Consider the following 23,687-nt stretch of genomic DNA (forward strand, 5'->3'; position numbering starts at 1 on the left):
GAGCGGCTGCGTCCTCCCAAGCTTCTCTCGAAACAGATTTGCGTCATTTGTGACATCTACAGGCGGATGGGCTGACGCCGCCCGCCCCACCGTTCTGGTTGGGGGGCGAAGTGTCCCGCCAACCGCTGGCCGCAGGTTGTACAGCAGCCGTTGGCGTTGAGACGCCATGCACCCAGTTGATACCAATTTCGTTCGATCAAGAGGTTGCCGCAGCCGGCGCAGTAGGTGGACTGGCCGCCGCGGTCCCAGACATTGCCGGTGTAGACGTGATGAATGCCGGCATTCAGCGCCTGCTGCCTGGCCCGATTCAACGTAGTCGGCGGCGTTGGCGGCACATCCCGCATCTTAAAATCGGGATGAAACGCCGTGAAATGCAGCGGCGTTTCCGCGCCCAGGTTTGCCACGAACCAATCGCACAGTTGGGCAACTTCCGCCGCGTCATCATTATGCCCCGGAATCAGCAGCGTCGTCACTTCCAGCCAGACGGACGTCTCCTGCTTCAGCCAGCGCAACGTCTCCAGCACCGGCTCCAGGTGCGCGAAGCAAATGCGGTTGTAGAAATCCTCGGTAAACGCCTTCAGGTCGATATTCGCCGCGTCCATGTGCGCGAAGAACTCCGCGCGCGCCGCCGGCGCGATATAGCCGGCGGAAACGGCTACCGTCTTCAGTCCCAGAGCGTGCGCGGCAATGGCGCAGTCAATGGCGTACTCCGCGAAAATAGCGGGGTCGTTGTAAGTGAAGGCGATGCCGCGGCAGCCGTTGACCAGCGCCGCCCGCGCCACCGCCTCAGGAGCGGCCCAATCTCCCAGCCGGTCCATCTGCCGCGCTTTGGAGATGTCCCAGTTTTGGCAGAAGCGGCAGCCGAGATTGCAGCCGGCCGTGCCAAAGGAGAGGACGCTACTGCCCGGATAGAAGTGATTCAACGGCTTCTTCTCAATGGGGTCTATGCAGAATCCCGAAGCGCGTCCGTAGCTGGTGAGGACGATCCCGTCTTCCCGCGCCTGGCGCACGAAGCAGAAGCCACGCTGGCCTGGGCGCAGACGACAGTAACGCGGGCACAGGTCGCACTGAATGCGTCCGTCCGGCAGCCGGTGCCACCACTCGCCCTGCGCCACGCCGGGTTCGATAATTGTCCGCGTGTGCGTCATGGTTACACCTCCAAAACAGGCTCAGCGAATGACCAGCACGGTGCATTCCAGGTGGGTCAGGATTTGCTGGGCCAGGTCTTCAAGCAAATAGCGCTGCCAGCCGCTGCCGGCATGTGCGCCAATCACCACCAGCCCGTAGCCGCCGCCGTCCGCCTCGGCCATGATCTCCTGCACTACCTGCCCGTGACGCACTTTGGGCTTGGCCTGGACGTGAAAACGACGCAGAAGATTGATGTCTCGTTCCAACAGGCGACCTTCAGGTGCATGGATTTCTATCAGTTCTTCGGCGTCGGCTCGGAGTTGTTTGCCAGGGATGCCGGGGGCGGCGCTGATCTGGGACATGACGTGCAGGATGGTGATGGTTTCGGTTCCATCCAGTAGCCCTGGTAGCTGCGCGGCCAGCCGTTCGATGAGGGAGGGGGATTTCGTGCCGGCATCGCACAGCAAAATCTGTTCTACGCTGGCTTCTGTTTCCCGACCGACCACGAGTACCGGGCAGGGGGCATGGGCCACGAGTCGGCGTACGACGGAACCGGTAAATCGGCGCGTTGGCTGCCCTGCCGCACTTGTATGCCCGACGATCAGAAGGTCGTATTGGCCGGTTTTGGCTTCGTTGATGACGACTTTGCCGGCATTGCCCACCGCCACCTTCATCTCCGCCGCAATGCCCGCCTGCTTCAAATCCGCGCCCGCCTGTGCCAGCAACGCCAGCGCCGCCGCGCGCCGCTCCTCTCCGCGCACCGCGCGCAGCAGCGTCACTTGCTTCTCCGTTTCCGGCAGCAGCCGACTGACGAAAAACGTGATGGCCGCCAGGTGCGACGGCGTGGCAATGGCGATCAGGATTTTCATAGCGTTTTTCTATCTTCCTGGAAGCGGCCGACAAGGCGACAAGGAACGGAATTAAATAAGACGACGAAGTTGTTTCTTTACCGTTCCTTCAAACGGATGAGGCAATGCTGTACTCTGTTTCATCGTCAGTCCTAAACCAGCAGAAACAGCAACGGCAAGGCAAAAATGATGCCCATAAACAGCGCCAGATGGCGATTGCTGTTGGTGGTGGCGACGACGAGGTTGATCATCTTCTCTGCATACACCTGGTACATCAACAGCAGCACCAGCAGCGAGACGCAGGTCACGCTGACCATCTGCGCCAGCACAATGGTAAATGCTTGCGGGTTTTCCAGTAGCAAAGAGGCAAACAGCGTGTCAATAAAAGTTGTTACGTTGGCTCCCATGATATAGGGGATCACGTTTTCGCGCCGCACGAAGCCGCGGCTGCTCAGGGGAACGAGGATGCTCAGCGAGACGCTCACGGACATGGAGATGAGGGTGATGCCCGCGCCCAGGAGGAACATCACCCAGGGGCGATAGACGAAGAGGGAAACGCGCCCGATCTGGCTTTCTTTCAGGCTGACGCCGGGTAGGCAGCGGTCAAACAGGTTGAAGCTGATGAGGATGATGCCCGTGCCGACAAGAAACAACGCCCACCGCGGCAAAATGCCCATGAAGACGCCCACGACGGGATCGAAGAGGCGGTCTGTGATAGCGTTCAGCAACACGGTGGAGCGCGGATGGATGTCGTTGAAAATGCCGGCACGCAGCAGGGCTGCCCCCAAAACGAAACTGACCAGGTAAGTTGAACCGGTGACGAGCCAGGAGAGCAGCCCCATGCTCAGGCTGGTGGCCCGGTCGCGCCCGCGCAGCACGTAAATGAAGCCGAGGAAGATGACCATGAAACTGGCCCCTAATCGGCTGCCTGTGATCATGGCAAACGTGCCCAGCGGTGATGTGACGCCCGCGTCGAAGAAGGTCAGGGAGGCGGCAGCGACCGGCGAACCGCTCATCAGGATGTAGGTCGCTAACCAACCGACGCCCAGGCTGCGAGGCACGCTCTCCATGAACGCGCTTTGCCGCAGCAGTGGGGCCAGGCTGCGCGCTCCTTCTTTCATCAACGTGATTGCCAGAATGAAGAGGAACAGGCTGCCACAAAACAACACTGCTTTACCCAGGCGGGGCCAGAGTCGAGAGTGAAAGGATGCCGGCATTAAGAAAAGGATCTTCCAGGAGGCTGGCAGCTTCCTGGAAGTTGGTAAACCACTAGCGCAGTTCTTCCGCGTGCGGACGGATGATCAGCATGGAACACGGGGCGCTGCGCAGTACTCTGGCGGTGACGCTGCCATAAATCCAGCGGCGCAGCCCGGAGCGACCATGTGTACTCATCACGGCCAGGTCTACGTCGTTGCTTTCTACGTAGTCGAGGATGCTGGGGACGGTGATGCCATCAATGACGTGGGTTTCCATGGGAATTGTGCCGGCATATCGCGCCGCCACACTCGCCAGATAAGATTCGCTTCCCTCGCGCATCTGGTCAAATAACCCCTGGCTTACATCCATCTCCGCCCATTCACCGGACAACGCCTCGCCATAACCCAACGGCAGCAGCATATTCACTTGCAGCAGCGTCACCCGAGCGCCGAACTGCCGCGCCATTTCCAGCCCCGGCTCCAGCGCCTTCTCCGCTAACTGCGAGCCGTCCAACGTGATCATGATATGACGAATGGGTTGCGCCGACTGCACCACGAAGACGGGGCAGGGGGCGGAATGCAGCACCTTCTCCGTGACACTGCCCAACATCCAGCGCGTGAAGCCGGAATACCCGTGGCTGGACATGACGATCAAGTCAACGTCTTCCTCATCCGCGGCATCCACGATAGCTCCCGCTTCATCCCCTTCAACCACCATCGTGTGGATTGTCAGACCGCTGCGCTGCAAACTCTTTTGCAAACCGCCCAGATAATCCGCCACTTCGTTGCGCGAGCCATTGCGGGAGCCGGCGGGCCAGACCCAATCGTACTCCATGGCCACCTCCGGCATCATCATATGGACCAAAACCTGGCTGCGTAACAGAATGAGTTCGCCGTTGACGGCTTCGGCCAGCATCGTCGCCAGCGGCAAGGCTTGCTCAGAAAGCTGTGAACCATCCAAGGGAACAAGAATCTTTTGGAACATGAAGGCCTCCTTTGGGATCAACCGAGGTTTTTCCCATTGATTCGTTAGCCATTATTGTTCAGATGTGACGCGCCAGGAAAAGCGCGTCACGTTATGATGCGTCATTTTCGGGCGCCGCCTGGCTCTGGTGGACGCGGCAGTAGGTAGAGTCGGGCAGGGCGCGGTTGCGGCACGGCCGCCCGGATTGCGTGACGCCCTGGCAGCGGTTGACGGCGGTGTCTCCCGTGGCCGTGGCGGCTTCTTGAGCTTCCGGCAGCAGCATTTGCATTTGGGCGAACTCGTCGTAGAAATGCTCAATGATGCGCCGCGGATCGGGGACGAGTCCCTCATCTGTGGCGATTCCCAGCCAGACATTGCCGGCATAACTGAAAATGCTCACCCCCAATCCCAACTGCCCCGACTGTGGAACCCAGGCCATAATGCTTTCCACGCGCGCCCCCGCGAAATAGAGCGACTCCCGCGGTCCGGGCACATTCGTCATCACCGCCGTAGACTTACTGGCAAAGAAGCGCAGAATCAGATCCTCAATCTCCACCGGCGTCATCCCCATCGCGTGCAGCACCCCCAGCGCCACCACCGCTTCCGGCGAATCCTTGATCTCGTCCATCCGCTTCTTCAACTCAAACAAACGATCCAACTGGTCCTCAATCCCCACCGGCAGCGACAGAAACACCAGCCCAAAACGATTGCCCAACTCCAGCGCCTTATCCAATGGCCGCAGGTTTACGGGAACCAGGGCGCGAATGTTTAGCCCATCGACGGGCTGATCATGCTCCACCAGATAACGCCGCAGCGCCCCGGACACCGCCGTTAGCAGTACATCGTTGACCGTGCCCCCCGTAGTTTTGCCTACCACCTTTACATCCACCAGCGACAATGGCTTTTCCGTCCACGCCGCCCGCTTAAGGACACCCAGATCCCCCTTAAACATCGTCTGCGGATCAGGCCGGTAAAGCGCGATTTTCGCCAGCCGCGCCGCGCCGCTGGTTCCCAGCCGCGCCGCATCCAACACGCGCGTCGGACGCAGCATCGTTTCAATGCCTTCGTTCAGCACGGTTTCCGTCAGCCGCAAAGTGGAGCGGGCAGCGGATACGGCCGGGCGAAGCAGAGTGGAAAGCAAGCCGGATGGGTGTCTATCGCTGCTTTCGTCGTTTATCCAGATGGCGTCTGGCGAGGCGTCTGTGAGGGAGAGCAGCACGCGCACCAGGGCGATGCCATCGGCGATGCAATGATGCAGCCGCCCGACGATGGCGCAGCCCGCGCCCACGTTGTCCACCAGATGAAACGACCACAACGGTTTGCTGTAGTCCAGAGGCTGGCTCATCAGGTCGCTGACCAGGTCTTGCAGTGCCGCCTGGTTCCCAGGAGCAGGCAGGGCGATACGGTGCAGATGGGCACGAATATCAAAATGGGGGTCAAACTCCCACTGCGGGCTGCCCAGCGGCGCGCGCGAGTCCACCACACGCTGGCGGAAGCGATCAAAACGCAGAAGTCGCTGCTCGTAGATGCGGTGCATCTCCTCAAATTCAATCGGCTGGGCCAGCGTCATCACCCCGGTGATCATCATCAGGTTGGTGGGGCGCTCCATGTGCCACCAGGCGGTGTCCACATTAGACATGGTTTCAGGGCTGTTACTCATAGGGCTTGTTCCTCCGGCAAAGCGCGGACAAAATCGACAGCCGTTGCCGCGCGCCAATGGCATGATCGATTGACGACGGGCGGGGAACATCATCCTCGCCACTACGTCAAGTATAATCTTTCGTCGCCGGAAACGGAAGTTGTGACGCTCACCTGACGCGGGTGATCTTTGTAATGGGACAAAAACCCGGTTTCTTCTCCCTGAAGCTCAGAAACCGGGTTTCTTTTCAGTGTTCCGCATGAGGCAGGTTGTCACAGATGAGCCATCAGGTAGTCAAGCAAATCGTTCAGGGATACCAGCTTGCCATAGTCAGCTTCCGGGATTTCCACTCCGATGGCTTCATCCAGGCCAATAAGGAAATTGAGGAAATCGAACGAGTCAATGTCCAGTGCCTGGCGCAGGTCCACGTTGGGGTCCAGGCGACCAAAGTCCGCCTCTGGTGCGATGGTGCTCAATAGGTCGAAAACGGTTTCCTTAACTTGTTGCTTTGTCACAGCAGGTGCAGCAAACATCATTATTCCTCCTGGGAATGGTGTTCGGTGGGGGGTAGGTGGTGACGATCTGAGCGTTTTAGATTGGTTCATTCGTGGAGAATGAACCAATCTTGGAAATTCTGGCCTCTCACTACCTGTCCCTTGCTACTCCAACGGTTCTTGCAAGGCGCGGTTGAGCGCGTCGAGGAATTGCCCGCCGACGCGGCCATCCGTGGCGCGGTGGTCGCCGGCCAGGGTGGCGGTGAGGATGGGGCGAATGCCCAGCATCCCGTTTTCCACCCAGGTTTGTTCGATTACTTTGCCAAAGCCGACGAGGGCCACTTGCGGTGGGTAGATGACGCCATACACTTTTTCCACGCCCAGGTCGCCCAGGTTGGTGACGGTGATGGTGGCGTCCGTGAGTTCGGAGCTGCGCAGCCGCCCGGCGCGTGTGCGCGTGATCAGGTCGCGCAGGTCGGCCATCAACTCGTCCAGCGTCTTCAGGTCTACGTGATGCAGCGCGGGCGTGACCAGGCCGCCCTGGCGCAGGGCGATGGCGAAGCCGATGTGGATCGCTTCTTGCGGCTGGAGCTGGTCGTCGCGCCAGTATCCGTTCAGGTCGGGGACGATGGTGAGGGCTTTGGCGACGGCTTTGAGCAGGAGAACTGCCGGCAATATCCGTTCCTTAATCGATCTCTTTGAATTTTCCGCCTCCAACCAGGCCAATGCCTGGCGCATGTCCATGCGGGTTTCCAGGTAGTAGTGGGGGATTTCTCGATTGGAGCGGGACATGGCGGCGGCAATAGCGCGGCGCATGCCGGCATACGCATCCATCGTCGGCGTTACTTTTACCGGCGCGGCTTCTACCGGTGCGGGCGGGGAAACAGGGGGCGTGGGCGGCGCAGGCTTCATTGCCGCTGCCGCGGCTTCCACGTCCGCGCGGCTGATGGCCCCCTGCGGTCCCGTGCCCCGTACAGTGCTCAGGTCCACGCCCATCGCTTCCGCCAGTCGGCGCGCCACGGGCGAAATGCGAACGCGTTCGCCGTGGCCATTGCGTCCGGCTGCTTTGGAGGGGCGTGTAGGGGGGGATTGTGCCGGCATTGCCGCAACCGACACCGGCATCGTCGCCACCGGAGCCGCCACCGCCGATTCCCCGATCAGCGCCAGCGGCACACCCACCGGCACTTCCGTTCCCGGCGTCACCAGAAGTTCCGTCACCACCCCATCCTCATACACCTCCACCTCAATCACACCCTTCACCGTCTCCACGATAGCGATAATATCGCCCCGCTTCACCCGGTCACCGGGCTTCACCAACCACTCTACCAGCGTCCCCGCCTCCATATCCGCGCCCAGACTGGGCATACGAAATTCAGCCATGGCATCCTCCTATCCCACCACCATGTGCTGCGCGGTCCGCACAATCTCGTCCACCCGCGGAACCGCCACCTCTTCCAGATGGCGCGGATAGGGCATCGGCACTTCCACGCCGCAGATGCGCGCCACCGGCATGTCCAACTCATAAAAAGCGTTCTCCATGATCCGGGCGCTCAATTCCGCGGAAATGCCGCCGCTGCGCCACCCCTCGTCCACAATCAAGGCACGATGCGTCTTCGCCACCGATTGCAGATACGTTTCATCATCCAGCGGGCGTAGCGTGCGCAGATCAATAACCTCCACCTCAATGCCCTGCTCCGCCAGCCGGTCCGCCGCATCCAGGCACTTGTAGAGGCCAATGCCATACGTGATCAGGGTCAGGTCCTGTCCGGCGCGCCGCACGCGGGCGTGATCAATATCGACCACCACGTCGCCTGCCGGCAATTCCCCTTTCACGTTGTACAGCGAGGAGTTCTCGAAGATCAGCACCGGATCGGGGTCTTGCAATGCCGACCACAACATCCCCCGCGCATCCTCAATCGTTGCCGGCGTCACCACGCGCAGCCCCGGAATATGGGCATACCAGCCTTCCAGACTGTGCGAATGCTGCGCCGCCAACTGCTTGCTGCCCCCCGTCGCCATGCGAATCACCACCGGCACGTTGAACTGCCCGCCGGACATATGGAGCAGGGTAGCCGCGTTGTTCAAAATCTGGTCCGCCGCCAACAGGCTAAAATTGACGGTCATAATCTCCACAATGGGGCGCATCCCGTTCATGGCCGCGCCAATTCCCGCCCCCGTGAAGGCTGACTCGGAGAGCGGTGTGTCTCGAATGCGTTCCGGACCAAACTCTTGCAGCAGCCCTTTGCTCACGGCAAAGCAGCCGCCATAACGCCCCACATCCTCCCCCATCAAAAACACGCGCTCGTCCCGCAGCATCGCCTCCCGAATCGCCTCCCGCACCGCTTCGCGGTAGGTGATCGTGCGCGTTTGCGCCGCGCGCGGGGGCGCGGTGCGCGTCTCTTGCGCGTGTCCATTGGTCTTTGTGTAAGTGACTGCACCGTTCATGCGACCCTCCCATCAGAGTAAACGAAGCGCGTCAGTTCGGAAACAGGTTCCCAACTCCCCGCCTCGGCAAAAGCGACAGCGGCATCCAGTTCCTGTTCTACCTGCGCCGCCATTTCGCGCCATTCCTCATCTGTCAGCAGTTCGTGCTGCCGCAAATGATGCGCCAACCGCTCAATGGGGTCGCGCTGCTTCCACATCTCCACCTCTTCTTTCTCTCGATACAATTCGGCGTCGAACATGGAGTGCGCGCGAAAACGATAGGTGTGACATTCCAGAAACTGCGGACCCTGGCCCGCGCGGATGCGTTCTACGGCCTGCCTGGCCATGGACTCCACTTCCAGCACGTCCATGCCGTTCACGGGGGTGGCATCCATGGGATAAACAGCCGCCTTGCGCGAAAGGTTGGTTTCCGCGTGGGAGTAACGCAGCGCCGTGCCCATTGCGTACTGATTGTTTTCGCAAACAAACAGCACCGGCAGATGCCACAACGCCGCCAGGTTGAGCGACTCGTGGAACTCCCCTTCCGCCGCCGCGCCATCGCCAAAGAAGCAGCAGGTAACGTTAGGCCGATCTTGCATCTTGTCTGCCAGCGCCACGCCAATGGCCAGCGGCAACCCGCCGCCCACAATGGCGTTGCCGCCAAAGAAGCGCAGCGTCTTGTCGAACAGGTGCATTGAGCCGCCGCGCCCACGCGCGCAGCCTTCCACCTTCCCATACATTTCCGCCAGGATGGCTTCCATGCTCATGCCGCGCGCCAATGCCTGCCCATGCTCCCGATACGTGGCGATGATCGCATCCGCGGGCGAAAGCGCCTGGGCGACGCCCACGGCGACCGCTTCCTCGCCAATGTACAGGTGTAGGAATCCGCGTATTTTCATGCTGCTGTACAACTCCGCCGATTTCTCTTCCAGGCGACGAATGCGCAGCATTTCTCGCAGCAAGAATTGTCCATGGGTGCGGTCCACCAGCGGGACCGCCTCCGGTGTCGTTGACATGGTTGGTTCCTTAATCATCAGTCCGCCTCCAATGTGGAAATATCGCCCTCCGGCAGTCCTAGCTCACGCGCCTTCAACAACCGTCGCATGATCTTGCCACTGCGTGTCTTGGGCAGATTGTCCTGGAATTCGATTTCTTTAGGCGCGACGGCAGAGCCGAGATGCGTGCGGGCAAACCCCAACAGTTCCCGGCGTAGTTCTTCGCTGGGCTGGTATCCTGGCTTCAGGGAGACAAAAGCCTTCACCAGTTCCCCGATGACGGGGTTGGGTTTGCCAATGACGCCGGCTTCGGCCACGGCGGGATGTTCGATCAGCGCGCTTTCCACTTCGAATGGACCTACCATGTGGCCCGCCGTCTTAATGATGTCGTCCGCCCGCCCAACAAACCAGAAGTAACCATCTTCATCTTTCATGGCCAGGTCGCCCGTGATGTACCAGCCATCCACGAAGCATTTTTGATACCGTTCCTCGTCGTGCAGGTAGCCACGGAACATGGACGGCCAACCAGGCTTCAGCGCCAGGTCGCCATCAACGCGCGGTCGGTCAATAATTTCCACGCGGTTGCTGTCCAGGCGGCGCACAATGGCCGCTTCGATGCCGGGCAGTGGTCGCCCCATGGAGCCGGGGCGAATGGGCATGGATGCGTAGTTGGCGATCATGATGCCGCCTGTTTCCGTTTGCCACCAGTTGTCGTGAATGGGCAGCCCCAGGGCTTCCTCGCCCCAGACGACGGCCTCCGGGTTTAGGGGTTCGCCCACGCTGTGGACCAGGCGCAGGCGGCTGAGGTCATATGCCTGGCGCGGCTGCATGTCCGGCAGGCGCATGAGGCGGCGAATAGCCGTGGGTGCGGTGTACCAGACCGTAACGCCCTGATCTTGCAGAATCTGATACCAACGGAGGGCGTCGAATTCCGCTTCGTCCACGATGTTGGTGACGCCGTGGATGAGTGGGGCGATGATGCCGTAGGACGTGCCCGTGACCCAGCCGGGGTCTGCCGTGCACCAGTAGATGTCGTCGGGATGCAGGTCCAGCACGTATTTTGCCGTCATGTAATGGATGTAAATGGCGTTATGGACGTGAATGGCGCCTTTGGGCATGCCCGTCGTACCGCTGGTGAAATGGAGGATGGCCATGTCCTCCGGGTCGGTGAGGGGGATGGTGAAGTTGTCGTCCGCCTGGGACATCCATTTTGGCAAGGACAGCACCGTTTCGTCGATGTCTTCGTCAACGTCCGCCAGGAAGATGTATTGCAGGTGCGGCAGTTCTTCTCGGTGCAAAGCGATCTTGCGCGCGAACTGCCACTGGGTTGTGACCAGGATGCGGGCGTCGCCGCGCTGCATCCGCTGTAAGATGGGTTCGGGACCAAAGGCGGAGAAGAGGGGGCAAAAGACGCCGCGGTTTTTCCATGTGCCCAGGGCGGTGATATAAAGGGCGGGGATGCGTCCGGCAAGGACGACGACGCGCTCGCCCGCGCCGATGCCCAACTGGCGCAGGACGTTGGCGAAGCGATTGCTTTGCGCTTTGAGGTCGGCGTAGGTGAATGATTGGATGTCGCCATCTTTGCCCAGCCAGCGCAGGGCGACATGGTCGCGGCGTGGCCCGTTGGCGTGACGGTCAACGGCGATGTGGGCGATGTTTAAACCGGCGCTGTTGGTGGGCGGCAGTTCCTCGCGGATGGTGTCCCAGGAGAAGGTTGCTTTCGTTTCCTCGTAGTTGAGGAGATTGGGCTGGACAGGCCAGCCGATGTTGGTTTTGTTGATTGGTTGCCACTCCATGGTGTTCCGTTCCCTCCGTGATGTTTTCTCGACGGGGATTCGGGTCGAGAAACGGTATGAAGGCGTGAATGGCCTGGATGAGGTTGGTGGCGTTTTCCAGGCCACGCCGGTAGATGGAGCCAGGACGGTGGCGGATGCGATCGGCTCTTATTGTGGGCGTGGATGACGCATCCCCCATGAGGGCTGTGAGACTGGTGGGGAAGCAGGTTGGGTGCGGGGAGGGATGATTTTTGGTTGGCTTTTGCCCCGCCAGTTTGCGTTAGCGGAATCGTGTGAGGGCTGTGGCTGATTCCCTGGTTGTGGTGAGGATGCCGGCATAACCGGGGAAGCAATCCGGACATCCTAATGACACTATAGTGGGCTGCGCGGGCGGGCGATAGTCGCGGTTGTCATCTGTCATGCGTGATATTTGTCACAAAGGGATAGGACGTGTCGGTTATTGTCACACCTGTTTTTTATGCTAAGATCGCATCTATTCTGTGTCCGCTGTGATGCACGCCTGCTTCTCAAGCATCAATCTTATTGCCTTGTTTGATTCCCCTGCCGAAAAGAGGCCCATATGAATGAACTCGACAAAACGCGCGCCAAGATATTGGGACTTTTGATAAGGGATGCCCGTCTTTTTGCGGGGCGGTCCGTGGCGGATTGTGCCGGCACTTTAAATATCAGCCCCGCGACATTTGCCGCGGCGGAAAAAGGGACGCACGTGTTGTCATTGCCTGACCTGGAAGTGCTGGCAATGTATTTGCAGGTGCCCATGGCGCACTTTTGGGGAACCGAGACCATGGGGCGGCCAAGACAGGTCGATTATGACGAATTGCAGCAGTTGCGGCGCAGCGTTATTGGGGGACTGCTGCGACAGGCGCGAGTGCAGGCGGGGCGCTCGCTGGAGGAAGTCGCACAAGAGATTAAGGGGGATGCCGGGCAGGTGGCGGCGTATGAATTGGGAGAAACGCCGATCCCGCTTCTAACGTTGGAGCGGATGGGGAAGTATTTGGGCGTGCCGCTGGATTATTTCATGGACCAGCAGCGGGGGCCGCTGGCGGAGCATGAGGCGGAACAGAAGATGCGGCAGCGGTTTGCGGATTTGCCGGCATCCATGCGCGCATTCGTTGTTGAACCCATCAACCGCAGCTACATTGAAACCGCCATGCGCCTGGCCGACCTGGACGTCCACCGCCTGCGCCAGATTGCCGAAGGTATTCTGGACATCACTTTCTAATGGCGCTTTTCAGATGGGTTCATGCTTGGGGGAGTGGGTGAATGGGTGTTAATGAAGTGACGCCCGACGGGCTGCGCGCGGCGGGGCTACGCTTGTTCCGGCAGAGACAGTACGCGGCGGCGGCGGAGCAGCTACGGGCGGCGGCTGCCGCTTACGCGGCGGATTCCGCCGATTGGTGCGAAACGCTCAACGACCTGGGCGTGGTCTATCGCCTGCAGCGCAACGGGTCCGCGGCCATCGCGGCCCTGGAAGACGCAGCGGCGGGCTTTGCGCGGTTGGGGGATGGGGCGGGGCAGGGTGTGGCCCTGGCGAATCTGGGGGATGTTTATGCCGGCATCAAACAACAAGAACAAGCAGCAATCAATTACAGCGAGGCATCGGCGTTGCTGGCGCGGGCCGGGGATCGGGAGCGACAGAGCCGGGTATTGTGGGCGCTGAGCCTGCACCACGTGCGCCGGGGGCGCTGGCTGTCGGCCATGACGCTGATGGAGCAAAGTTTGTCACTGCGCCCGCGCCTGGGTGTGGGCGGCTGGCTGCTGCGGGCGTTGCTGCGCCTGGCGCTGGGCATGTGGTCGGGGTAGCATCCCGGTTTATTCCGCCAGACGCCGACTTTTTTCCACCAGGCTGAGGCCGAGGATGGGACCCAGCCAGCCGCAGGGCATGACGAGGAGAGCCAGCCAGGCGACGGGGCCGTGCTGGAGATAGATAGCGAGGTCGGGTAGGGAGGTGGTGGGGGAAATGCCGGCACTCCGCGAAAGCTGCCAGAATAAGGTTTGCGAAAGCAGCAGCACAAGCAAAGACACCAGGGAAATGAGCAACAGTTGCCCCGGATGACGTAGACGCCACAGGGCGATAGCCCCGATCATCACAATGGACCACATTGCCATATACGTTGTGAGCATGTCTCGCCTCCGTTGGTGAAAGGGTTGATGTTAAAAAGACGGCGGCAGGGGGCAAATGGTTCCCGATGGGGTAAAATGCCGGCATGTCCACCCTCACCCCCTCCCTTGCCACACCCCCCTTGCCCCGGCGCATCAAATTCCTTTATGGACTAGGCGACTGGGGCACTTCCGCCGCCACCACCGCCCGCAACCTCTTCTGGCTCTTCTTCCTTGCCAACATCGTCGGCGTAGACGTGGGCGTCGCCAGCATCGTCGTCGCCGTCGGCAAACTATGGGACGCCATCAACGACCCCCTCATCGGCATCCTTAGCGACCGTGTCCACACCCGCTGGGGACGCCGCCGCCCCTTCCTCCTCTTCACCGCCATCCCCTTTGGCCTCTGCTTCTTCTTCCTCTTCAGCACGCCCCCCATCCCCAGCCTGGGCGCGCGCGCCGCCTATTACGGCCTCATCTACATCCTCTTTGACACCCTCTACACGCTTATCAACGTGCCCTACTCCGCCCTCGCGCCCGCCCTCACCCCAGACTACGACGAACGCAGCACCCTGGCCGGGTGGCGCATGGGCGTGTCCATCTTCGCCGCCCTGGTCACGGCAGCCGGCTTCAAACTCCTGGCCGAAACCCTCTTTGCTTCCTGGTTTGGCGGCAGCCTGCGCGCGGGCTACGCCACGGCGGGCGCGGTCTGGGGCGTCACCCTGGCCATCCCCCCGCTGCTGCTGTTCGCCGCCATCAAAGAGCCGGAGACGCCCCCCGTTTTCGGCTCCGCCAACCTCCTGCGCACCGCCCGCGAAGTATACGCCAACGTCCCATTCCGCTACGCGGCTATGATCTACCTGGCGAGTTTTGCCGCCGTGGACGTCGTCGCCGCCGTATTCGTCTGGTTTCTTGTGTTTTACGTGCGTGTGGCGGCGGGATTTGATAGTATCGTCCTCGGTGTCATGCTCATGTTGGCGCTCATCACCATGCCCCTGGTCGTGAAATTGATGCACCGGTATGGTAAGCGGCTCACGTACATCGGCTGCGCCTTCGTCTGGGTGATCGTCCTGGGCATCATCAGCCAGGTCCCCCCCGGCGGGCAAAAGACAATTCTGGTCGCCGCCCTGTTCGCCGGAATTGGTTATGGCGCGGCCAACGCCGTTCCCTGGGCCATCGTCGCCGATGTCATCGAAGCAGACGAACTGGCGACGGGGCAGCGGCGCGAGGGCGTCTACTTTGGCTACCTCGTTTTTCTCCGCAAGCTCACGGGCACGGGATCAATCCTGTTGGTAGGATTGGTGCTGGAAGCGGCGGGCTTCATTGCCGGCCAGGATGGCCTGATAGTCACGGCGCAGCCGGCGGCGGCGCTGCTGGCGCTGCGGCTCCTCGTCAGCGTCATTCCCGCAATTTGCCTCGTCTTTGCCATTGTCATGGCCTGGCGCTACCCGCTCAACCGTCAGGCGCACCTGCAAATTCGCCAGCAACTGGCCCAACGCCGCGGCGCGGACGATCCGCCCCCGGCTGCGCAAGAATGATGAACGATCTTCAACTTTTCGCCGTGACTGCCACCGGTCCGCGGCCACTTCCCTGGCCGCCCGGCGCGACATCCATTCACGACGCCTTCGATGTCCTCGACCTGGGCGTCTATTCCGCTTTACGCACCTTCGCGCACAACAAATTCCTGCATCTTGATTACCATCTGGACCGCACGGAGCAGTCCATGCGGCTGCTGGGCTGGGATTATATTCTGGACCGCATGGCATTGTGCCGGGCACTGCACCAGGTCTGTGCGGCGTATCCACTGCCGGACGCCCGCGTGCGTTTTGATGTGCTGGCCGCGCCGGCCACGCCGCTGGGCAGCGACAGTCGCCTCCTCATTGCGCTGACGCCGTTCACGCCCGTGCCCGCCGCCTGCTATGAGGAGGGCGTGCGCGTGCAGCTTGCGCCCCGCTTGAAGCGGGAGACGCCGCTGGTGAAAGCGGCCGGCTTTGTGCTGGCGCGCCGCCCCTATCCTCTGGGACACCCAGAGGCGTATGAGCATCTTCTGGTGAACGAGGCGGCGGAGATTCTGGAGGGGAGCAGCAGCAATTTCTACGCGGTGCGTGATGGCATGGTGTACACGGCGGGGGCGGGCGTTCTGGAGGGAATTACGCGCCGGATTTTGTTGGCGTTAGTGCCGGCATTACACCTCCCCCTATCCCTGACGCCCATCCATATCGACGACATCGCCCGCCTGGACGAAGCCTTCATCACCAGTTCGTCTCGCGGCGTCGTGCCCGTCGTGGCGATTGACGGCCTCCCCGTGGGCGCTGGCCGCCCCGGCCCTCTCACACAGCGGCTGTGGACTGCGTATCAGGAATATGTGCAAGCGCACATTCGCCCCGCGGGGATGAGGTATGAGGTATGAGGTATGAGGGGCGTGCTACAATGAATGGAAATAGTCACAGATTGCGCAGATGACGCAGGTTTATCTTGACGATAGTTGACGGACGGCGCTTCTGACCACTATCCATTGTCCACTATTCTATCCACTGACCACTATCCACTGTCCACTATTCTCGAGGAACACTGCCATGTTAAAAATAGGCGATCCTGCTCCTGATTTCGAGCTTACTTCCGATGAAAACACGCCCGTAAAGCTGTCCGACTTGCGCGGACGGCGCGTGATCCTGTTCTTCTACCCCAAAGCGGGCACTTCTGGCTGCACCACGCAGGCGTGTGGTTTCCGCGACCGCTTCCCGCAAATCAGTGAGGCGGGCGCGGTTGTGTTGGGCGTCAGTCCGGACGCGCCGCCGGCGCTGGCGAAGTGGCGGCAAAAGGAGAATTTGCCCTACCATCTGCTGTCGGACCCCGACCATGCCGCCGCGGAGGCTTATGGCGTCTGGGGGGAAAAGAGCCTGTATGGGCGCAAGTACATGGGCATCATTCGTAGCCATTTTGTGGTGGATGCCGACGGCTTTTTGGAAGATGTCCAGTTCAAGGTCAGCCCGAAGGACAGCGTGGCGCGCGCGGTAAAGCAGGTGGCCGGCTGATCGGCTAGGGCACGGTGATGGTGACGGGGAGAATGAGGCGGTCGTCGGGGAGGGGATGTTGGGTGGCGTCCAATGCCGGCATTCTCACCTCCCCGCCATCCACCTTCCCATACAACCCCAACGCCAACTCATAACGCCCCACCGCCACCCCCGTTAGATCCAGCGTCACCCCATCCGCCACAATCTCCCCCGCCGACCATTGGCTCGTCGGGTAACTGTTCCGCCGCGGCATCGCATCATCCTGCACCATAATCTCCCCCGTTTGCGTGTCCAGCAGATGCACAAAATGGTAATAATCCCGCTCCCCCGCCCGCAGCCCCTCCCAGTACAGCGTCACTTCTAGCCGTTCCGCCGTTTGCGCCAGCGTGTAACCGCGCAGGCGAATCACCCCGCCAAAATCAGCCGCCAGCGGCGTCACGTCCGTGGGCAGGGTGTAGACGGGCTGCGTGGGGCGGAAAATGGGCGCGCCGTCCGCTTGCGTGACCAGTTCCCCCAGGCGGCGCGTGAGCAGGACTTCGCCCGTGCCGGCATCGTATAGCTGCGCGGTCAGGATAGCGTGGGGGAGAGGCGATGCCGGCAGCGCCAGCGCCAGCCAATCATTCACCCACGCCCCTGCCGCCCAGCCGCCGCCCGGCAAAAATCCATACCCCGGCTCCGTATCAAACTGTTCCAGCAGCGCCCCATCCGGTCCCACCCACCGCAGCGACACCTTGGGGTTCCCCGGCAGCGGTTGCGGCGTCCACCAGGCCAGATGCAGCCGCACCGTTGGCCCGATGACGGCAGCCTCATTCAGGCGCAACGACAGGGTCGCGTTGGTCGGCGGCGCATTCTCCGTCGCGGCGGCAACCACGCGCACCGGGCGCAGGAAAAGATCGCCGCGTGTTTGGCCGGATGGGAGCAGGGGGGAAATGCCGGCAAACGTCAGGCGCGGCACGAATAAACCGGCGGGCGCATCGTCAGGCACGGTCAGCGCATACGCCACCGTGCCCGACGTGGCCGGCTGCGTCTGCGCCGCCACCGGTTCCGCCAGCCCCTCCGCCAGGCGGTTGACGGCGGGCGAATAGAGCGCGAGCGTGGCGGCAGCATCCGTGCTGGCGGCATCCGCGCCCGTTTGCCAATCGAGGCGGACGGTCAGGCTCTCGCCCGCGGCAATGGTCTCCGCGCTGTACGCATAGGCGCGCAAAACGGCGCCATTGTTGAAGGGGACGCCCGCCTCGTCATGATGCAAATACCCCATCTGCGCGAAATCCCAGGTGAGGTTGTCCGCCGAGGCGGAGGGGGACGGCCAGACGCGCAGCGCCACGGCCAGGACTGCCACGCCGCCGACAGCGGCCAACGCCCATCGCCGCTCAATCCTCTTCGCATAGCCTCGCGGGAGCCAGAGCGTCAGCAGTAGCGCCGCCAGCGAAAGCGCCTCCGCCGCCCGCCGCACAGGGGTGCGCCGCAGCGTCAACGCCAACGTGTGCGTGCCTCCGGGGGCCGTGATCTGCATCAGGCCAGAGCCGGCCGCTCCGGTCAGCGGAATGGGCTGTTCGTCTAGCCGCGCCTGCCAGCCCGGCCAATAGAGCGTGGGCAGGCGCACGGTGGCCGCGCTGCCGGCCACGGTGATTGTCCACTGCTGCCGGGTGGCGCGGCGCGTGGTGAGCTGTGCCGTGGCCTCTCCGCTGATGACGCGCGCGGCGTCCCGTTGCCCTTCGTTGAGCCACGGGCTGGTGTAGGGGCGCGGCTGCACGCCGGGGGGCAGGTACTCGGCGCTGACGGTGCTGCCGATGTTGCCCGTGAACCACTCGTATTCCGCCAGCCGCGCCGGCGTGATGTCGTTGTCGCGCAGATGGAGGAAATCGGGGTTTAGCGCGCCCAGGCTGCTGAGGCCCAGGAGGAGCAGCAGCGCAAGGAGCAGGCCGCCGCCGCGCCAGCCGTCCATCCGCGCCGCCCAGAGGCCCAATCCGCCCGCGGCCAGCGCGCCCATGAGGGCCTGCACGGAGAGAAACCGCCAGGGGAATTGGGTGAAGGGGAGCAGGGGGAGGTGGTCCCAGAGGGGGCGGGAGAGGGGGGTGATCATGAAGGTGGCGAGCAGGAGGCCGCCGGTGACGAAGAGGCGCGGGAGGCGGGATGAGGCGGTGTGGTCTTGCCGCCACCAGGCGAGCAGCCCGGCTGCGATCAGGAGCGTCTGGACCAGTCCCATGCGGAAGGGGCCGCCGTCCGCTGCGCCGGCGTCGTAGTTGAAGAGGAAGGTGGGCTGCGCCAGGTTGAGGCCGCGAAAGTGGCCGCTGTAGTGGAAGTAGCCGGTGGTGACGGGTCCGAGTTGCGCCAGGTTTTGTTCGGCGAGTGCCGGCATCCAGAACCACGCCGCCAGCCCCAACCCCAACAACAACCCCACCAGCAGCCGCCCGCCATAACGTGGCAGCGGCAGCGCCGCGCGCCGCCAGCGCAGCAGCAGGTACAACAGCAAAAACGGGGAAAAAATGAGTGCGGAGATGTTGTGGCTGAGGACGAGCGCCGCATAACTGAGGCCAAACAGCGCCGCTTGCCTGCCCACCTGCCGTCCCTCCGCCGCTGCCAGACTGTCCCCCGCCAGCAGCACCAGCGGATACCAGGCCATTGCCCAGAATTCCGCCAGCGAGTCGCCGCGCACATACACGTTGACCAGATGGAACGGGGCCAGTGTGTAGGCGGCGGCGGCCAGCAAGCTGGCTCCCTCGTGCCCCCACCACCGCTGCCCCAGTGCATACACGCCCCCGGCGGCGGCGGCGAAACCGGCAATCTGCGCCAATTGGATGGCCCCGGTCAGGCTGAAGCCCAGCAGGTGGAGCAGGGCGGGAATGTAGATGGACAGCGGCGCGTAGAAGTTGAAGAAGGGGTAGCCGTAGCCATAATTGGCGTCGGGCATCCAGCGCACGGGGAAGTGACCGTCGGCGAGGGCGGCGGCAAGTTGCTGCACCCGTTGCAGGAGAAAGGGGCTGTCGCCGCCGCCGCGTGTGTTCAGCAGCGCCCCCGGATGCACCAGGGGCAGCGCGGCGACTAGAATGATCAGCCCTAATACCGGCCATGATGCCGGCATGATCCACTCACGCTTACCCATACGGAAGCGGATGCCGGGTAGGGAGCCGTCTTGGACCACGAGTTTCATGCTGGACATGCGTGCAGTCTTCACATCTTCCTGGAAGGTCTTTTCAGATCAAAACGCCGCATTTATGAAGCAATTTGGAAACGGGGTCAACCTTCCAGGAAGGTCTCTTCAGGTCAAAACGCCGCATTTATGAACTGGACTCTGGCGTTTTTGGAGTCGAGGCTTCAGCCGGTCCACATATGGGGGGGACCCGGCTAAAGCCTCGACTCCGATCACCCTATGGTGACCCGGCTAAAGCCTCGACTCCGATCACCCTATGTGGATTTCGCCAGACTCAAGTATGAAGCAATTTTGCAAACGGGGTCAACCTTCCGGGAAGATTCTTCCCGAAATCTCGTTGTCGCCCTAATAAAAAAGGCAGAAAGCGTCTCTCCGCCTTCTGCCTTCGAAACCTTCCCGAAATTTGCTTCCGGGAAGGTGGTTTTCCACGCGCATTATCCGCGCTGGCGCATGACGACGAGGATAAGGCCGCCCAGGACCAGGACGGCGACGACAATCAGCAGCAGGCCGCTGATAGCGCCGAAGCTGAGGCCGCTGCCGCCGCTGTCGGTGGGCACGGCGGTGGCGGCGGGCGCTTCGGTGGCGGCGCCGGCGATGGCGTTTTCCGCCGGGGTTTCCTGGCGCACGCGGCTGCCGAATTCCAGGCCAATTTGCTGCCCGACGCTGAGGTCGAGGCTAAGGTTGCTGGCGGTGGTGGCTTCCAGGCTTGCCGGCAAAATCTGGGCGACCTCGTAATTGCCGGCAGGGATGTTTTCAAAGCAAACCGATTCCGCCGCGCCACGCGAAACCCCTTGTCCCAGAACATCGCTCCCCTGCGACAGCGTGAACGTCACGCCCGCCATGAAGCCTTCGCTTGTTTCATGCTGCCCGTTGCCGTTGGTGTCGCCAAAGGCATTGACGCAAATCTCCCCGCCGGGAGCAGCCGTGGGCGGCGCCGGCGTCGGGGTAACCTCTGCTGTGGCCGTGGCCTCTGGCGCCGGCTCATCGGCGCTGCCGCCCTGGGTTTCCGGTTCGGCGGTGGGCGTGGCTTCGCCGCCGGATGGTTCGGCGAAGCCAACGACGAGGAGCTGCCCTGCCTGCACGAACGAGTCGCGGGTCAGGTTATTGTACTCCAGCAGTTCGTCCAGGGAAATGCCGGCCTGCGCGGCCACCGTCCACAGCGAGCCGCCGGGCGGAACCGCCATGTAGATCACCCCTTCGGCATCCGGAGTGGGGGTGGGGCCGAGGGTGACGATGACCACGGGGGCGGGATTGGGCGCGGGCGCGGGGGTGTTGCCCGGCACGGGCGCGGGCGGCTGCCCGCCCGCCGCGCTGACTTCAATCAATTCGGCGCGGTCTACCCAGGAATCGAGATGGGCGCGGCAGTTGTTGGCCCCGCCGTAATCCACTTCCGTGAATACGGAGATTTGCCCGGCGGTGGCCGTGGCTTCCACGGAGACGGATTGCCATGCGCCGGCGGGCGCAATCACGTTGCTCCATTTGATGTCCCCATCACTCCAGAGGCCGCTGCCGTTGGGATCAATACCCACGCGCACCACGCCAATCCCGTCCGCCGGGGCCGTGCCAAAGTTTTCGTTGGAGGCAAACAGGCGGGCGGAGACGGTGAAGCGGTAGGTGGCTCCCGTTGTCAGTCCTGTGACGGTCTGGAAAACGCCGCCGCGCCAGGTGTCAAACTGGTTGCCCACGCCCTGCGAACTGCCTCCTTCGAGGACAATGCTGGGGTTTAGTTCGTTGAACCACTTCGGTTGGACCAGATAGCGCGTATCGCACGTCGTTTTGCCTGTGTCTTGATGCCAGGGCGCCCAGCCGTTGGCGACGCCGCTGTTGTACGGCTGCTCAAATCCGGGGTTGGTGACCCGGTTGGTGGCTTGCAACAATGGCGCTGCTTCTGAGTGATGGGCGCGGGCGAATAGGACGAGGCTGAGCAAGGCCAGCAGCAAGAGGGGCAGCCTGGCGGTCATGGGCAGGTGGCGTTTGGTCATATTTTTCATTCCTGGGGGCGCGGATTGGTTCATTCTTGGAGAATGAACCAATCTTGGAGAGAACTAACCCTTAACTGGTGCGGCGCGCTGTGAGCAGCAGGCCGACGACGACGACGAGTAGGAGGGCGGCGAGGACGACGGCGGCGATGGTGATGCCGCTGGTGAGGCCCCCGCTTTGCGCGGATTCTGCCTCCACGACGGAGGCGCTTACGTTGTTGGTGGCGGCCTGGAGGTCGGCGCTGGTGGCGTTCTGGTCGGCGCTGGCGATGGCCTGGTTGGCGTTGGTGTAGCTGCCAAATTCCATGGTGACGACGCTGCCGTCGGTGAGGGCGATGCCCCAGTCGCCACGAGTGGTGAGGATTTCGTCCGCCTGCTGCGAGCGCGTTACCTGGTAGTTGCCATCAGCCAGTCCGGGGAGGCAGTAGGGTTCGTCCGTGCCGGTGGTGACGTAGTTGCTGACGACTTTTTGGCCGTTGGAGATGGTGAAGGCGACATTGGCGCGGAGGGATTCGCCGGGGTCGTGCAGGCCGTTCTGGTTGGTGTCTTCGAAGGCGAGCAGGCAGATGCTGGCTCCGGCTGTTTCCGGTTGGGCGACGGAGATGCCGGCATCTACCGGTGCGGCGACGGCTTCAGGTTCGCTGGTGGGGGTGGCTTCCGGCGCGGCGGGCGCTTCCGTGGGGGCGGCGGGTTGTTCCAGCGCCGCGGTATCGGTGACGACGGCGGCGGCGGCAATTTCCGCCTCGGGTGATGCTTCTTCCACGGGGGTGGCTGCGCCGTTGGGGTCGCCATAGCCGACGATGAGGCGCTGACCGGCGTTAACGAAGTCATCTTTGGAGAGGTTGTTGTATTCCAGGATTTCGTCGAGGGTGATGCCGGCATTAGCCGCCACCGACCAGATCGATCCCCCAGGGGGCACTTCCGCGTAAATAATCCCTTCCGCATCCGGCGTGGCTGTCGGCGCCAGCACGAAGGACACCGGCGCTGCCGGCGCGGGCGCCGCGCCGCCACCTCCGCCCGGATTTGTCACCACTGGCGCGCCGCCCGGCCCCAGGGGAACCAGCGCCGCGTCATCCCAATAAATGTCGTTGTGCTTACGCGGCTCGCTGGGCGACGAATAGGTGAACACCGTCACCACTGAACCCTGCGCCCGTGCGTCCACGCTCAACAGCGCATACTGGTCATACGGGTTGAGGGTGCCGGACCAGACAATGTTTGGACTGAATGGGTCCGTTCCTCCCGTGGGGTCAATGCCCACGCGCATGTTCACCGTGGTTGGCTCGGCGGAATACGGAACGTCGCTGTTTGGACCATCCCAGGCGATGCCCGTGGACCAGGCCATGCCCCAGATGGAGAAGCGCAGGTTGGCATTGGCGGGAACCGTCACCTGCTGGAAAAGTCCGGCGGTGTTGATGCGGCCAAAGTTGAAGTATTGTTGAGCGCGGTCGCCTGAGTGGACGCGCGAGGCATAATCACGCGCTTCCGCCGGCTTGAATTCAGGATTGGCATAAAGCGTATCATCCCGCCCGGCTACGATCCACCACCAGGGTGTCCAGCCTGCCGCCGTTTGCGCGGTTGTGCAAATTCCCGCGGGGCAGTCGGGATTGCCCCCAGGCGGAACATAGGAGCTGTAGGATCCTTCAAAGCTGGGGTTGGCGAGCAAGTTTTGCTCCTGTGCCTGCACGGTGTGGCTGTTGTACAGCGTCGCCGCGCCCAGTCCCAGCAGAAGGAGGAGGACGAAGCCTGGTTTCAAGATCAACCTCGCTGCAGAGCTGACACGAAATTCTCGCATATGGTTTACTCCTTCAAGGAAAACGGTTGGTGAGTGGTGGATAATGGTGGGAGAAATAGTTGGTTGTGTGTTGTTGGAATTATTCCGGTTGAGTGCCGCCTACAAAGGTCTCGAGATGTGAGGTTGTTGTCGCGGGTCTACGTCGGTGCTGCTCAAGGTTTGTTGCCTGT

General features: G+C 62.2%; 19 protein-coding genes. 5 read left to right on the plus strand and 14 right to left on the minus strand.

The genetic code is table 11. From position 1 onward, the window contains the following. Positions 1-56: 56 nt before the first annotated feature. The 10 genes from amrS to acsA all read right to left on the minus strand — a co-directional run bounded on the left by amrS (position 57) and on the right by acsA (position 11,484). Complete coding sequence (gene amrS, locus H6650_04230) at positions 57-1,148, minus strand: AmmeMemoRadiSam system radical SAM enzyme (GenBank protein MCB8951203.1); 1,092 nt, start codon at positions 1,146-1,148, stop codon at positions 57-59. A gap of 21 nt (positions 1,149-1,169) precedes the next feature. Next, positions 1,170-1,997, minus strand: a complete 828-nt coding sequence (locus H6650_04235) for a universal stress protein (protein MCB8951204.1) — start codon at positions 1,995-1,997, stop codon at positions 1,170-1,172. Between the two features lie 131 nt (positions 1,998-2,128). Then, entirely contained in the window at positions 2,129-3,193 is a 1,065-nt protein-coding gene (locus H6650_04240; GenBank protein ID MCB8951205.1) for a hypothetical protein, read from the minus strand. 52 nt (positions 3,194-3,245) lie between these two features. Then, positions 3,246-4,157, minus strand: a complete 912-nt coding sequence (locus tag H6650_04245; protein ID MCB8951206.1) for a universal stress protein — start codon at positions 4,155-4,157, stop codon at positions 3,246-3,248. 91 nt (positions 4,158-4,248) lie between these two features. Beyond that, positions 4,249-5,796: a wax ester/triacylglycerol synthase family O-acyltransferase gene (locus tag H6650_04250; protein MCB8951207.1), complete on the minus strand. Its 1,548-nt coding sequence runs from the start codon at positions 5,794-5,796 to the stop codon at positions 4,249-4,251. Between the two features lie 251 nt (positions 5,797-6,047). After that, positions 6,048-6,290 carry an acyl carrier protein gene (locus H6650_04255; GenBank protein MCB8951208.1) on the minus strand — a complete coding sequence of 81 codons (243 nt, stop codon included), beginning with the start codon at positions 6,288-6,290 and terminating at the stop codon, positions 6,048-6,050. Positions 6,291-6,434: 144 nt separating this feature from the next. Beyond that, the gene (locus H6650_04260) at positions 6,435-7,649 is read right to left on the minus strand and encodes a 2-oxo acid dehydrogenase subunit E2 (GenBank protein MCB8951209.1); all 1,215 of its coding nucleotides are present in this window, start codon (positions 7,647-7,649) and stop codon (positions 6,435-6,437) included. Positions 7,650-7,658: 9 nt separating this feature from the next. Continuing rightward, positions 7,659-8,714, minus strand: coding sequence for an alpha-ketoacid dehydrogenase subunit beta (locus tag H6650_04265; GenBank protein MCB8951210.1), 1,056 nt, complete (start codon positions 8,712-8,714; stop codon positions 7,659-7,661). Then, positions 8,711-9,709 (minus strand): pyruvate dehydrogenase (acetyl-transferring) E1 component subunit alpha, encoded by a 999-nt coding sequence (pdhA, locus tag H6650_04270; GenBank protein ID MCB8951211.1) that lies wholly within the window; start codon positions 9,707-9,709, stop codon positions 8,711-8,713. The genes H6650_04265 and pdhA overlap by 4 nt, the downstream gene beginning before the upstream one ends. Positions 9,710-9,726: 17 nt before the next feature. Next, the gene (acsA, locus tag H6650_04275; GenBank protein ID MCB8951212.1) at positions 9,727-11,484 is read right to left on the minus strand and encodes an acetate--CoA ligase; all 1,758 of its coding nucleotides are present in this window, start codon (positions 11,482-11,484) and stop codon (positions 9,727-9,729) included. Positions 11,485-12,043: 559 nt separating this feature from the next. Here acsA and H6650_04280 point away from each other — a divergent pair. Beyond that, on the plus strand, positions 12,044-12,706 hold the full coding sequence (locus H6650_04280) for a helix-turn-helix transcriptional regulator (protein MCB8951213.1): 663 nt from the start codon (positions 12,044-12,046) through the stop codon (positions 12,704-12,706). A 41-nt stretch (positions 12,707-12,747) separates the two neighbouring features. Next, positions 12,748-13,287, plus strand: coding sequence for a tetratricopeptide repeat protein (locus tag H6650_04285; GenBank protein ID MCB8951214.1), 540 nt, complete (start codon positions 12,748-12,750; stop codon positions 13,285-13,287). Positions 13,288-13,296: 9 nt separating this feature from the next. Here H6650_04285 and H6650_04290 read toward each other — a convergent pair whose 3' ends face one another. Beyond that, positions 13,297-13,608: a hypothetical protein gene (locus H6650_04290; GenBank protein MCB8951215.1), complete on the minus strand. Its 312-nt coding sequence runs from the start codon at positions 13,606-13,608 to the stop codon at positions 13,297-13,299. 83 nt (positions 13,609-13,691) lie between these two features. On the opposite strand from H6650_04290, the gene H6650_04295 reads away from it, so the two are divergent. From H6650_04295 to bcp, 3 genes are all read left to right on the plus strand, one after another. Next, complete coding sequence (locus H6650_04295) at positions 13,692-15,119, plus strand: MFS transporter (GenBank protein MCB8951216.1); 1,428 nt, start codon at positions 13,692-13,694, stop codon at positions 15,117-15,119. Further along, a complete protein-coding gene (locus tag H6650_04300) occupies positions 15,116-15,991 on the plus strand; it encodes an aminotransferase class IV (protein ID MCB8951217.1) in 876 nt (291 codons plus the stop codon). The genes H6650_04295 and H6650_04300 overlap by 4 nt, the downstream gene beginning before the upstream one ends. Positions 15,992-16,157: 166 nt before the next feature. Beyond that, the gene (gene bcp, locus H6650_04305; GenBank protein ID MCB8951218.1) at positions 16,158-16,616 is read left to right on the plus strand and encodes a thioredoxin-dependent thiol peroxidase; all 459 of its coding nucleotides are present in this window, start codon (positions 16,158-16,160) and stop codon (positions 16,614-16,616) included. 4 nt (positions 16,617-16,620) lie between these two features. Here the strand turns inward: bcp and H6650_04310 are convergent, their stop codons facing one another. From H6650_04310 to H6650_04320, 3 genes are all read right to left on the minus strand, one after another. Continuing rightward, positions 16,621-19,746 (minus strand): hypothetical protein, encoded by a 3,126-nt coding sequence (locus tag H6650_04310; GenBank protein MCB8951219.1) that lies wholly within the window; start codon positions 19,744-19,746, stop codon positions 16,621-16,623. Positions 19,747-20,180: 434 nt separating this feature from the next. After that, positions 20,181-21,728 carry a LysM peptidoglycan-binding domain-containing protein gene (locus H6650_04315; GenBank protein MCB8951220.1) on the minus strand — a complete coding sequence of 516 codons (1,548 nt, stop codon included), beginning with the start codon at positions 21,726-21,728 and terminating at the stop codon, positions 20,181-20,183. A gap of 70 nt (positions 21,729-21,798) precedes the next feature. Then, complete coding sequence (locus H6650_04320; GenBank protein ID MCB8951221.1) at positions 21,799-23,484, minus strand: LysM peptidoglycan-binding domain-containing protein; 1,686 nt, start codon at positions 23,482-23,484, stop codon at positions 21,799-21,801. Positions 23,485-23,687 lie beyond the last annotated feature (203 nt).

It is taken from the genome of Ardenticatenales bacterium (genome assembly GCA_020634515.1).
Lineage (GTDB): Bacteria > Chloroflexota > Anaerolineae > Promineifilales > Promineifilaceae > JAGVTM01.

Coding starts and splice junctions, on each gene's coding strand:
- H6650_04310 (MCB8951219.1), bottom strand. CDS start 19,746: ATGAAACTCGTGGTCCAAGACGGCTCCCTACCCGGCATCCGCTTCCGT.
- H6650_04235 (MCB8951204.1), bottom strand. CDS start 1,997: ATGAAAATCCTGATCGCCATTGCCACGCCGTCGCACCTGGCGGCCATC.
- H6650_04300 (MCB8951217.1), top strand. CDS start 15,116: ATGATGAACGATCTTCAACTTTTCGCCGTGACTGCCACCGGTCCGCGG.
- H6650_04315 (MCB8951220.1), bottom strand. CDS start 21,728: ATGACCAAACGCCACCTGCCCATGACCGCCAGGCTGCCCCTCTTGCTG.
- H6650_04295 (MCB8951216.1), top strand. CDS start 13,692: ATGTCCACCCTCACCCCCTCCCTTGCCACACCCCCCTTGCCCCGGCGC.
- H6650_04250 (MCB8951207.1), bottom strand. CDS start 5,796: ATGAGTAACAGCCCTGAAACCATGTCTAATGTGGACACCGCCTGGTGG.
- H6650_04260 (MCB8951209.1), bottom strand. CDS start 7,649: ATGGCTGAATTTCGTATGCCCAGTCTGGGCGCGGATATGGAGGCGGGG.
- H6650_04285 (MCB8951214.1), top strand. CDS start 12,748: ATGGGTGTTAATGAAGTGACGCCCGACGGGCTGCGCGCGGCGGGGCTA.
- acsA (MCB8951212.1), bottom strand. CDS start 11,484: ATGGAGTGGCAACCAATCAACAAAACCAACATCGGCTGGCCTGTCCAG.
- H6650_04290 (MCB8951215.1), bottom strand. CDS start 13,608: ATGCTCACAACGTATATGGCAATGTGGTCCATTGTGATGATCGGGGCT.
- H6650_04245 (MCB8951206.1), bottom strand. CDS start 4,157: ATGTTCCAAAAGATTCTTGTTCCCTTGGATGGTTCACAGCTTTCTGAG.
- H6650_04280 (MCB8951213.1), top strand. CDS start 12,044: ATGAATGAACTCGACAAAACGCGCGCCAAGATATTGGGACTTTTGATA.
- amrS (MCB8951203.1), bottom strand. CDS start 1,148: ATGACGCACACGCGGACAATTATCGAACCCGGCGTGGCGCAGGGCGAG.
- H6650_04240 (MCB8951205.1), bottom strand. CDS start 3,193: ATGCCGGCATCCTTTCACTCTCGACTCTGGCCCCGCCTGGGTAAAGCA.
- bcp (MCB8951218.1), top strand. CDS start 16,158: ATGTTAAAAATAGGCGATCCTGCTCCTGATTTCGAGCTTACTTCCGAT.
- pdhA (MCB8951211.1), bottom strand. CDS start 9,709: ATGTCAACGACACCGGAGGCGGTCCCGCTGGTGGACCGCACCCATGGA.
- H6650_04265 (MCB8951210.1), bottom strand. CDS start 8,714: ATGAACGGTGCAGTCACTTACACAAAGACCAATGGACACGCGCAAGAG.